At 45.6% G+C, this 11725-nt stretch carries 13 protein-coding genes; 3 read left to right on the top strand and 10 right to left on the bottom strand.

All coding sequences use genetic code 11. The features are described 5' to 3' along the window. The 3 genes from ABUA34_RS12525 to ABUA34_RS12515 all read right to left on the bottom strand — a co-directional run. A partial coding sequence (locus ABUA34_RS12525) for a DUF4097 family beta strand repeat-containing protein (RefSeq protein WP_349823415.1) occupies positions 1-505 on the bottom strand: 505 nt, incomplete at its 3' end. Positions 506-637: 132 nt separating this feature from the next. Beyond that, positions 638-775 carry a hypothetical protein gene (locus ABUA34_RS12520; RefSeq protein ID WP_015534204.1) on the bottom strand — a complete coding sequence of 46 codons (138 nt, stop codon included), beginning with the start codon at positions 773-775 and terminating at the stop codon, positions 638-640. A gap of 190 nt (positions 776-965) precedes the next feature. Further along, positions 966-1442: a methylglyoxal synthase gene (locus ABUA34_RS12515; RefSeq protein ID WP_349823414.1), complete on the bottom strand. Its 477-nt coding sequence runs from the start codon at positions 1440-1442 to the stop codon at positions 966-968. Between the two features lie 287 nt (positions 1443-1729). Between ABUA34_RS12515 and ABUA34_RS12510 the strand changes: the two genes are divergently transcribed. Beyond that, positions 1730-3202, top strand: a complete 1473-nt coding sequence (locus tag ABUA34_RS12510) for a DUF1846 domain-containing protein (RefSeq protein ID WP_015534206.1) — start codon at positions 1730-1732, stop codon at positions 3200-3202. Between the two features lie 146 nt (positions 3203-3348). Here ABUA34_RS12510 and ABUA34_RS12505 read toward each other — a convergent pair whose 3' ends face one another. Further along, positions 3349-4020 carry a YoaK family protein gene (locus tag ABUA34_RS12505; protein ID WP_349818712.1) on the bottom strand — a complete coding sequence of 224 codons (672 nt, stop codon included), beginning with the start codon at positions 4018-4020 and terminating at the stop codon, positions 3349-3351. 356 nt (positions 4021-4376) lie between these two features. On the opposite strand from ABUA34_RS12505, the gene ABUA34_RS12500 reads away from it, so the two are divergent. Further along, positions 4377-4895 carry a type III toxin-antitoxin system ToxN/AbiQ family toxin gene (locus ABUA34_RS12500; protein ID WP_118649377.1) on the top strand — a complete coding sequence of 173 codons (519 nt, stop codon included), beginning with the start codon at positions 4377-4379 and terminating at the stop codon, positions 4893-4895. 60 nt (positions 4896-4955) lie between these two features. Here ABUA34_RS12500 and ABUA34_RS12495 read toward each other — a convergent pair whose 3' ends face one another. After that, positions 4956-5684 (bottom strand): iron-containing alcohol dehydrogenase, encoded by a 729-nt coding sequence (locus ABUA34_RS12495; protein ID WP_349823416.1) that lies wholly within the window; start codon positions 5682-5684, stop codon positions 4956-4958. Between ABUA34_RS12495 and ABUA34_RS12490 the strand changes: the two genes are divergently transcribed. Beyond that, complete coding sequence (locus ABUA34_RS12490; RefSeq protein ID WP_349823413.1) at positions 5587-6552, top strand: helix-turn-helix domain-containing protein; 966 nt, start codon at positions 5587-5589, stop codon at positions 6550-6552. The genes ABUA34_RS12495 and ABUA34_RS12490 overlap by 98 nt on opposite strands. On the opposite strand, the gene ABUA34_RS12485 is transcribed toward ABUA34_RS12490, so the two are convergent. The 5 genes from ABUA34_RS12485 to ABUA34_RS12465 form a co-directional block, all read right to left on the bottom strand. Further along, the gene (locus ABUA34_RS12485) at positions 6545-7237 is read right to left on the bottom strand and encodes an LrgB family protein (RefSeq protein WP_349823412.1); all 693 of its coding nucleotides are present in this window, start codon (positions 7235-7237) and stop codon (positions 6545-6547) included. The two genes, ABUA34_RS12490 and ABUA34_RS12485, sit on opposite strands and share 8 nt — an antisense overlap. Next, positions 7230-7598: a CidA/LrgA family protein gene (locus ABUA34_RS12480; RefSeq protein ID WP_022216747.1), complete on the bottom strand. Its 369-nt coding sequence runs from the start codon at positions 7596-7598 to the stop codon at positions 7230-7232. Before ABUA34_RS12480 ends, ABUA34_RS12485 begins: the two co-directional genes overlap by 8 nt. A 314-nt stretch (positions 7599-7912) precedes the next feature. Then, the gene (locus ABUA34_RS12475) at positions 7913-8533 is read right to left on the bottom strand and encodes a DUF47 domain-containing protein (RefSeq protein ID WP_015534211.1); all 621 of its coding nucleotides are present in this window, start codon (positions 8531-8533) and stop codon (positions 7913-7915) included. Positions 8534-8773: 240 nt separating this feature from the next. Then, positions 8774-9835: an inorganic phosphate transporter gene (locus tag ABUA34_RS12470; protein WP_015534212.1), complete on the bottom strand. Its 1062-nt coding sequence runs from the start codon at positions 9833-9835 to the stop codon at positions 8774-8776. Positions 9836-9837: 2 nt separating this feature from the next. After that, a partial coding sequence (locus ABUA34_RS12465) for a cation-translocating P-type ATPase (RefSeq protein ID WP_349823411.1) occupies positions 9838-11725 on the bottom strand: 1888 nt, incomplete at its 5' end.

The raw sequence follows: 11725 nt of genomic DNA, 5'->3' as shown, positions 1-11725 counted from the left end.
GATACGCTCCGCCATTCACCTCAGTTACTTCAAATGTCCCACAGGATATCTGCACACTGGACACCAGAGTTCCCGTCTTCGAGGTCATGGATATATCTCCATACTCTCCCTCCGGTATACTCACCACGACATAAGGATCGTCTCCAAAGCCCATGTCTGAGCCAAATGTCCTGTTGTCGGCACAGGTCATGACAAGCGCATCATCCTGCACCGTCACGGAATGTATGACGTCGGGCGAATCGAAATATGTGACGTGACATTTGTCATCGTCGGATTCCACCAGTTTCACATCCATGTCGTCTGCCACCTGTATGTTAATGTCCCGGAACTTCTCAGTTATGGTCATCTCTTTTTCTGTGTAAGAGTTTTTCGCTTTTGCCTTTTTTTCTTCTTTCATCGTCATACGCGCCTGTCTTCCAAGCCCGGCGGATATGATCACCGCAGTCAGCATGACTCCGACCACCAGAACAACTATGGCCCGCATGATCCATTTTGCAACTTTCAAATGCATTTACCTCAATACAAATATGTTTTACATCCAACCCATTATATATACAAAACGGATGTATTGCAAATCCTGCAATACATCCGCGTGTTGTAACTCTATAATTCTATATATCCAGTGCCATGTGGTTCATTATTTCTTAACCACAGTATTTTTTGCAGCACTCCATGTTGAATAATATGTCACCTTGCCGGTATCCTGTGCCCAAGCGGTCACTTCCGGCATATTCACCGAGGTCAGCATCATAGCCGCCGACAGTGCAAATGCCATAAATCATTTCATCCTTCTCATAAGCCGCTCCTTTTATTCACATAATTTTTTTGACAACATTCTGGAAAAATTATACCGCCGATGGAACCAGGCCCCTCCACTATCTCTGCCTAAAATAGAAAAAATCCACAGGTCGGCTGACATTTGCCAGATATCCTGTGGATCCTTAGACTTCATTATCACTATACAATTATTTCCCCAGCGTGTTCGCCCTGTTGTCGATATTCTTCTGGAAGTTGATGACCTTATGGTCGTATGGCTCATCCATCAGCTTGGACTGGATCATGAAATCCGCTGTGGCTTTGTTGTTCGCCATCGGTATGTCGTACACCTGAGCGATACGGAGCAGAGCCTTCACATCCGGATCGTGTGGTGCTGCCGTGAGCGGATCAGAGAAGAAAACCACGAAATCTATCCTTCCCTCAACAATCTTCGCACCGATCTGCTGGTCTCCTCCAAGCGGACCGCTGTTGTAGCCCTTCACCTGAAGATTTGTCCTGTCTGTTATCATACGGGCTGTGGTTCCCGTTCCGCACAGCTCATGCCGGCTCAATATGTTCCTGTTGTCCTCGCACCATCTGATGAGCTCTTCCTTCTTCGCATCATGGGCGATAAGAGCTATTCTCTTCTGCTTTGGTATGGTCATTGTGATGTAATCTGCACTCATGTCTGTACCTCCTGTTCCTGCTATTTGCGAGCATTACTCCCATACCCTTACTCTACCCAATCCATCCATCATTTTCAATATAAAACACTATAATACAGAAAAAATTTACTACATTATTACATTTGCAATTTTGCCGAACTTTCCTCTGTTTTTTCTCCCATCTGTGTGGTATTCTCTTATAGGACGCTTTATAAATTTAAGTATTCTTACTTATTACATTATTTCATAAAGAGATACACAGACAAAACCATATGTCTGTTCAATTATAGTTTAAGGAGATTCACAAGATGAGAAAAATTGGCTTTGACAATGACAAATATCTGTCCATGCAGTCTGAGCATATCAGAGAGAGGATCGGACAGTTCGGAGACAAGCTGTATCTGGAATTTGGTGGAAAGTTATTCGACGACTATCACGCATCCAGAGTCCTTCCAGGATTCGCTCCGGACAGTAAGCTTCAGATGCTTCTCCAGCTTGCAGACCAGGCTGAGATGATCATATCTATAAATGCTGCCGACATAGAGCGCAACAAGATCAGACACGACCTCGGCATCACTTACGATCAGGATGTCATCAGACTTATAGGCGTATACAAAGAAAAGGGACTGTATGTGAGCAGTGTGGTAATCACCAGATACGCTGGACAGTCTTCTGCGGATGTTTTCCAGAAGAAGCTTGAAGCAATAGGGATCAAGGTTTACCACCACTATTCAATCGACGGATATCCAAACAACGTAGAAAAGATCGTCAGTGATGAGGGATACGGCAAGAACGAGTATGTTGAGACTACCAGACCTCTCGTCATCGTCACAGCACCTGGCCCTGGAAGCGGCAAGATGGCTACATGCCTCTCCCAGCTCTACCATGAGAATAAGCGCGGTGTGAAGGCTGGCTATGCAAAGTTTGAGACATTCCCTATCTGGAATATTCCTCTCAAGCACCCTGTAAACCTGGCATACGAGGCTGCAACCGCCGACCTCAACGATGTGAATATGATCGATCCGTTCCATCTGGAAGCATACGGTGAGACCACAGTCAACTACAACCGTGATATAGAGATCTACCCTGTCCTTGCGGCTATGTTCGAGGGAATCTACGGACACTGCCCATACAAGTCACCTACAGACATGGGTGTCAACATGGCAGGAAACTGCATCGTTGACGACGAGGCTTGTCAGGAGGCTTCAAAGCAGGAGATCATCAGAAGATATTATCAGTCCGTGAACAGATTTGTCAGAGACGAGGCTACAAAGGATGAGGTCTACAAGCAAGAACTCATCATGAAGCAGGCAAAGATCACCGTGGATGACCGCGCCGTTGTCCCTGTTGCTAACAAGCTTGCCGAGGAGACCGGTTCTGCTGCCGCTGCACTTGAGCTGCCAGACGGAACCATCGTCACAGGTTCTACCTCAGACCTTCTCGGACCTTCATCAGCAGTCCTCCTGAATGCCATCAAGATACTTGGCGGCATCGACAAGAAGACACACCTGATTTCAAGAACATTTATCGAGCCTATACAGAAGCTCAAGACTCAGTACCTTGGCAGCAAGAATCCAAGACTCCACACAGACGAGGTTCTCATCGCCCTGTCCATGTGTGCAGTATCAGATCCAAATGCCAAGCTTGCTCTGCAGCAGCTTCCAAAGCTTGCCGGATGCCAGCTTCACACATCTGCCATACTGTCGGCGGTTGATATGAACACATTCAAGAAGCTTGGAATCGAGTTCACGAACGAAGCGGTGTATGAGGGTAGGATGTAAGCGCATAATATTTTCGCATTTTATGAAAAAGCGGCAGAAAGATACAAAATAATTTAAAATTGTATCTTTCTGCCGCTTTTTTGCTGTTTAGCGATAATTTTGTGATATTTTGAACATCCAGCTACTCTTCAGATAAAAACAGTGCGTTATCTCTTCTCCTTATACATCATGAGATGTGCCACCATAAGAAGTACACTGGATATCCAGATCGACTTGAACCCCAGATGTAGCGTGCACACGCCGCCAGCTCCGGCGCCAAGTGCGAATATGATGATGATTCCATAATAGTGCATGGCCTTTCTGAGTGCCCCAGGCTCTTTGTCCCTGAGGTATACCGACAGACTCTCCGTTCCGCTTCGGAGATTTCCTATACACATCGTGCTGGCATAGCCGTAGCCATTTACCTTTCTGAAAGTCTGAACCTGCATGGAGCAGGCAAATGACACAAGCATCGTGGCGAGCAGATTGAACCTCACCGGTATGAATCCAACCGCAAACAATATCACGATCTCCACCAGCACAACTATCTGTCTCCAATGTATGCGGGATGCATTCTTGTATCTATGGCTTATCCTCTCCGCCACCAGCACGCCAAGTGCAAATGCGATCAACGGAAAAAGGTATCTCAATGCAATCTTAAAATCTCCCATCATAAGATGCTGGCTCATGAGAACCACATTTCCTGTCTGGGCGTTGGAGAACACCTCATCTCTGGCATTGTATGTATATGCATCCTGAAATCCCCCCGAAAGCGCAAGTATCGCACTGAGCAGGAATGTTTCGGATGTCTGTCTGAGTTCTCTGTTCTTTCTTAGCATACGCATCGTCTCTTTTCTATCTATATTTAATATTTGCAGTCTGTCTCATGCAGTAGGTAGTTCCCTGATACAAACTGCAATCCAATTAAACAAGATAACACAAATTCTTTATTTTACAATATGTATTCTTTTATAAACATTCTGTTAAATATCCTTGGCTGTTATTGCATTTTTTACCATAACAAATTATTATACTTACACAACTTGACAAATGCTGGTTCTATGCTATTCTATAGTCATATGGAGAGTCCTGCCAATTATATAAGTGGACATTCAGCAGAATAGCGTCACCTTTCAGGTGAACTATAAAAAGGACTATGTACGCATAGTCCTTTTACATTTTATAAGGAGGCATATTGAAACACGAATTAAAATTATATTGGATAGATATGAAATATATCCGCAATCTACACGCCAAAGATGACAGAATATACAACTCAAGTCCACAACTAGCTAAACATACTCGACCATATATCGGAATTATAGTCACTTGTAATGGTCAAAAATATTGTATACCATTAACATCCTTCAAACCAAAACACGAAAACATGTCTGATAGGATTGATTTTTCTCGAATTATTATAAATAGCAAAATCATCGCCGCTCTCAATTTCAGCAGAATGATTCCAGTTGAAACATCCCAATTATCAAGAATAGATACCAAAATAAGAAAGCACGATACCTCTGAAATTGCCAAAAGAAAGCAACTCTACAGGCAGGAGCTCCAATGGTGTAATGAAAATTACGACAAAATAGTCAACAAAGCCAACGTTCTTTACAACAAATACATGTCCGGCGAATATTTTAAACGAAGGCATGATTGCTTAAACTTCGCAGAATTAGAAAAGATATGCAAGCACTATAATTCACAATAAAAACCGCCACAGTCGGAAACCCATCCGGCTGCAGCGGTTTGCTATCCTTTATATTACAATTTACATTGCCTTCTTATATATCTCAGCGATCTCCTCCTGTGTGAATACCACAGGGTTGTTAGCTATGCTGGCCGCCGAAACCTTCATGCAGTTCTCAGCCATCCAAGGAATATCCTTCTCCTCGATTCCTAGATCTGAAAGCTTGACATCCAGATCAAGATTCTTCAGAAGAGTTCTGATCTTCGGTGCCAGATCATCCGCCGTGATACCACCAAATATTCTGGCGATCTTCGCAAACTTGAAGTGATCTCCCTTGTAGGATGCCTCGATGATAACAGGTGTCAGAGCTGCAAGTCCCTTGCCGTGAACTATATCCTTAAGTCCGCTGGCCGGATGCTCCATTCCGTGAGCCAGTGTAACTCCGGCTGTGTTGATGACCATACCGCCTATGGTGCTGGCCAGTGTTATCTTCTCCCAGCTCTCCTGGGTTCCTCTGCCCTTATATACATCCACAAGATTGTGGGCAATAAGATCAATCGCATATAGTGCAAGCGCATCTGTAAATGGCTGTGAGATCTTTGATGTGTATGCCTCCATGCAGTGACACAGTGCATCAAATCCAACTGCTGCAAGCACGTGCTTTGGCATAGTCTTCATGCAGTCCGGATCCACGATGGATACCTTTGCCACGATGGCATTGCATCTGAGTGACTTCTTGTCGCCATTTTTCGGATTGGTGAGAACCGCAAATCCATTTCCCTCTGAACCTGTTCCACAGGTTGTAGGAATAAGTACAAGCGGAAGTGCCGTATCGCTGACCCAAGCGAAAATACAACCTCAACCTGATATCCGGCGGAAAGGGAATGGAGAACATCGTAAGCTGGGTATACATATCAGAGGATATATCCACATCCACATTCTTGAACGGAGGGGAACCTGCGGACTTATTCTGAATACCGGCAGATATATATTTGAGGAGGACATAACCGATGAGATCGTCAGGCTGTGTCACCTATATTCGTTCCCGCTGTCCACCATGCCATGGGACACAAGGATATTCGATATCACCCACGACTACTACAACAGGATATTTGAAGACTCTAGGGATGACGGCAACATGACCGCAGCATTCCAGAATATCCTCATGGGGAATTCTCTGACCGACGAGCAGGCTGACACAATAAAAGGCTCCGGATTCAACAACGGCTGCTACAACGTTCTGTCCATCGGTACAGAAGCAACAGATGAGTTCATGTATATCCTGCAGAAGGTCTGCAACAATACAGATCTTGTCTTTCATGCATTTGTATATGATGGCAATCCGACAGTTATCCTGAGATGCCCTTCCTCCGGATCCATCGCAGACAAATGCAGTGACATCGCAGAGCAGCTCGGTGGTGTCATAGAGTACGACAAAACCCATCACTCAGCTCTGACGGACACTCTGTACGAATATCTTAAGTGCAGCGGCAGTGTTCAGCACATCTCTGAGAAAATGTTCTGCCACAGGAATACGATAAATTACAGGCTCCGGATAATAAAAGAAGAGCTGGAATATGATCTCTCCAATGCGGAGGTCAGATTCCAGCTCATGGCTGCATATAAGCTCAGAGAGATACGAAAAGTATATCTCTCTCCAATTATATCTATTACATAAAATGTGCATACACCGATGCAAGTATAACCGTAAGTATTCCCGTAACTGCAATCGACAGACTGCTCATGGCTCCTTCAACCTCGCCGATCTCCATCGCCTTGGCAGTTCCGATGGCATGGGCTGATGATCCCATGGCAAGTCCCTTTGATATAGGTTCTTTGATACGGAATATCTTGAACACGATCTCTCCGATTATATTGCCGATCACTCCGGTCACAACTATGACTGCAACCGTGATGGTCACATATCCGCCAAGCTCTTCCGAAACACCCATTCCGATAGCTGTGGTTATGGACTTCGGAAGAAGTGTCACATAATCTTTATGGGAAAGTCCCATGACCTTGCACAACACAAGGACTGTAGTCAGACTCGTTATAACTCCGGCAACTATACCGCCGAGCACAGCCTTATAATTGTGCTTTAAAAGCTCCCACTGCTCATAGAGTGGGATTGCAAGACACACTGTAGCCGGTGTGAGGAACCAGCTCAGATACTTTGCGCCTTCATTGTACACATCGTAATCCACATCAGCCACAACCAGCACCACTATAGTCACTATGATGGACACCAGCAGTGGGTTAAGTATAGCTATCTTAAGTTTCTTTTTAAGTACACTTCCAAACATATATGCCAGAAGGCTTATAGTCACCCCTGCAAATATGGACGATTCAAACATATCACTCATTTTCAGTCTCCTTCTTCTTGTCTCTCCTTATTATAAGCTGTGATACCCAGCCTGAAGCAAGCATGACCGTGATGATGACGACCACCGTTATGACGCTGACTGGCACAAGCACAGGCTTAAGCGTTCCCCACGACGACATAAGGCCCACACCAGCTGGTATGAACATGACCGGCATGATCTCTATGAGAAACTTGCCCACACTCTTCACATCGTCCAGCTTGAGGATCTTGGTCTGTAGGCAGATAAACATGATAACCATACCATATATACTCGCCGGAATCGGTAGTGGAACTATGTACTTAAGTATCTCACCGATAAAGGATATGGCGAGGATTATAAGAAACTGCTTCAAATATTTCATCTTTTTTGTCTTCCTTCTATATATTTATCATGCACATATGGAGCAACGATTCATAACTTTGGTATACATGCCTGTATACAGCCTCCGCATGTCGGGCCTTTTTCACAAAAAAGGAGGTTCGATACACAGATATAATTACTCTGTATATTCAAACCACCCTTTAACCCTTTGATTATTATATTCTCACTCTAATTTTATTCAATAGAATATTCTGCTTTTTCTAATTTTTGATAAATATAACAAATTTTTTAATTCAATCTGAAAATATTTCGTAAATATTTCTATTGACTATTATTTTTTGCAGGAATCTCATCCTATGAATTTTTCATGATCACTGTGTTCACAATATCCGCCGCATGCTCGCACACATCCATACAGTTCTCTATGCAGGCATATATGTTTTTCCACACGACCACAGTCCTAAGGTCACTCTCACCGTACAGTCTGTGCATATTCTCCACATACAATCTGTCTCCCTGCTCCTCAAGATCATTTACCCTGATTATGCTCTGCCCAATGGTCTTTGAACTTTTGAATCTCTTCAATTCTCCGATCACATCCTGCAGTGCCTTGATGCACTCGAGGAGCAGTTCTACCATCTGGGGTACATCCTCTCTGATAGTATCCACATTGCACATATAAATCTGTAGGAACACATCCTCAACAGCATCGGTAATATCATCCAGATAGTTAGACAGGGCAACCAGATCCTCCCGTTCAATCGGTGTTATGAACGCCTGACTGAGCACAGTCATCATCTTATGTTTCTTGCCATCGGCCTTCTGCTCAAGCTCATGCATACGATCAAGATTTTCCTTGATGGTGTCCACCGAAAAATCCACGACTACGTTCTTCAGAAACTCCGCAGCCTGATACGAGATCTCCACACATGTATTCAGATTTTTAAAATAAAACTCGTCCTTTTTCTTCTTCATAGTTTTTCTCCTTATAATAAAAACTCTGTGTTTGTAGGTGGTTGAAAAACTCGTACGCTGCAATCGTGTAAGTGATTTTTGCATTACCAAATCAGGGGAATACGCAGCCGCCGGTCCTTAGGTGGAGCCTCAAGCGGCACCTTAGTACCGCTGCAGGCTAAGTTAAGTGGGAACGACCCCTGATTGGTATGTCAAAATATCACTTGCACTTCTCAGCCTGCATTTTCAACCACCTACAAACTACCCCAGCCACACGATTAGCAGCTTTGCCATGCCATATCCTATGACACCGCAGCCAGGGAATGTGAGCACCCAGGCGAGCACCATATCACGCACCACCTTGAGGTTAATCGCAGATGCCCTCTTCTCAGCACCCACGCCCATGATGGCTGTCGTCTTCACATGGGTGGTGCTGACCGGGATTCCACATACCGTCGAGAGCAGGATACAGAGTGCCGCCGACAGATCAGCCGCAAATCCCTGGTATTTCTCAAGCTTTACCATATCCATTCCAACAGACTTGATGATCTTCTTTCCTCCAATTGATGTTCCAAGTCCCATGACAACCGAGCAAAGTATCATCATCCATATTGGTATCATTACATTTTCTGCACTGCTCTGTCCATTTACGAGAAACAGCCCAAGCAGGAGAACTCCCAGGAACTTCTGACCGTCCTGGGCTCCGTGCATGAATGCCACCGCCGCCGAGCCGGCCACCTGTGCTTTTGAGAAGAAAGCATTTGTCTTTCTTCTGTCAAAGCGGTAACAGATAACCGCGAGCAGCTTGCACACCACAAATCCGACTGCGAATCCGAGAACGGTTGACAGCACAAGACCATATATTACTTTTATCCACTCTGAAGGATTTACACCGTCCAGTCCTCCCTGAAGTGCTATGGCTGCGCCCGTAAGTCCGGCTATCAGTGCATGGCTCTCACTTGTTGGTATGCCAAATGCCCATGCACCGATTGCCCATATTACGATCGCCGTCATTGCCGCACACAGAGCGATCATAGCTGAGTCTGTGTCACCGCCGAAATTCACCATGTTCTTGATAGTCATGGCTACCTTTGAATTGACAAGCGACATGATAAGCACCCCAAGGAAATTGCAGGCAGCCGCCATAATTATCGCCTTATCCACATCTATACATCTGGTAGACACACACGTCGCTATGGCATTTGGTGCATCCGTCCATCCATTTACCAGAATTACTCCAAGTGTCAGCAGGACGGCGATCAAAAGCGCCGGATGGCTCACAACCTGCTCTGCAAAATATGAAAATGTAATATTCTCCAGCATGTCTATCTCCTATTATCCTGTATGGCCTTAATGATCTGTATTATCGCAGTTGGTGCAAATGCAAGTCCCGCTATCTTCAGCACATCCGCTGCTCCAAGACTTACCACGCTGAACAGACTGTGAAGTCCCGGTATGAACAGGACCGCAGCCAGAAATGCCACTCCGGCTAAAAATGCATATACGCTGTATTTATTTGATCTAAATCCAAGCTTAAACATCGACTCCTCACTTCTGCAGTTAAAACCGTGGAACAGTCTGGCGAGTGTCAGTGTTGCAAATGCCATGGTAGTGGCTTTTGCCGGACTTACCGGCAGTCCAAGATGGAATGCTGTCATGGTCGCTACAGCGATGAGAAGGCCCTCCGAGAGCATCTTTGCCATAAAGTCAGATGTCAGGATTCCCTTCTTAGGATCCCTCGGTTTTTCTGATAGCAGCGATGGGTCAGCCGGCTCCATTCCTATCGCGAGCGCAGGAAGAGAATCTGTGAGTAGGTTGATGAACAACAGATGTACCGGTGCAAACGGAACAGGCAGGGCGGCTATCGAGGTGTAAAGCACCGCCAGTATTCCAGCTGTGTTTCCTGACAGCAGGAACAGTATCGCATTCTTTATGTTCCTGTATACATTTCGTCCATTTGACACAGCCTTGATGATGGTTGCAAAGTTGTCATCTGAGAGGATCATGGCCGCCGCGTCCTTGGACACCTCCGTGCCGGTTATTCCCATGGCAACACCTATGTCTGCCTTCTTGAGTGCAGGGGCATCATTGACACCATCGCCTGTCATGGCTACTATATTGCCGTTCTTCTGCCATGCATCGACTATCCTTATCTTATTCTCCGGTGACACCCTGGCATATACAGATATCTTTGTTATGTCACGTGCAAGCTCCTCATCAGACAGAGCGTCAAGCTCCTCTCCCGTGAGTGCCATGTCCCCATCTTCGTATATTCCGATCTGCTTCGCTATGGCAACCGCTGTGATCTTGTGGTCTCCGGTTATCATGACCGGCTTTATGCCCGCACGCCTTGCATCGGCAACCGCTGCCATAGACTCCGGGCGTGGCGGATCCACCATGGACACAAGTCCAAGGAATGTAAATCCATACTCAGTATCAACTCCCAGTACCTCATCACTTTCCTTATATGCAAATGACAGTACACGGAGGCCATTCTCTGAGAATGCCTTGTTCTGAGCCTTGATCTTCGCTTTTTCTTCATCTGTCATAGGCTTTACGCCATCGCTGTATCTCACGCTCACGCATCTGTCAAGCAGCACATCCACAGCACCCTTGGTGAGTATGGTCGGAACCCCATGAAGCAGATACTTTGTACTCATAAGCTTTCTGTCCGAGTCGAACGGAACCTCCTCCATTCTGTCCATGCAGTCCCTGAGTACATCCTCCTTCAGACTCCATTTTACAGCCTCCGCAGGAACAGAGATACCTGTACCATCCGTCTCCATGCCTGGCATCATGTGGACCTGACGGAACATCTCAAGCAATGCATATTCCGTCGGATCTCCTATTCCTTTTCCATCCACTATGCTGGAATCATTGGTGAGAACCGCATCATATAGCAGATACCTGTGGAGCTGGTTATGGGAATCAAGCTCCTCCGGCTTGTAAAGTTTTCCATCCAGATATATCTCCTGCACGGTCATCTTGTTCTGTGTAAGTGTTCCGGTCTTGTCTGAACAGATGACTGACACGCATCCAAGACTTTCAACCGCCTTGAGGTTCTTGATGATCGCATTCTCCTTCGCCATCTTCTGGGTGCCAAATGCCTGCACGATGGTAACTATCGAACCAAGAGCCTCAGGTATAGCTGCAACTGCAAGGGCGACTGCGAACATCATGGAATCAAGCACCGCCATCTTCCTGTATATACAG

The organism is Coprococcus sp. RTP21428st1_C9_RTP21428_210409 (genome assembly GCF_040227395.1).
GTDB lineage: Bacteria > Bacillota > Clostridia > Lachnospirales > Lachnospiraceae > Coprococcus > Coprococcus aceti.
The sequence above is the reverse complement of the archived record's forward strand: the minus strand, read 5'-3'. Positions and strand labels throughout refer to the sequence as shown.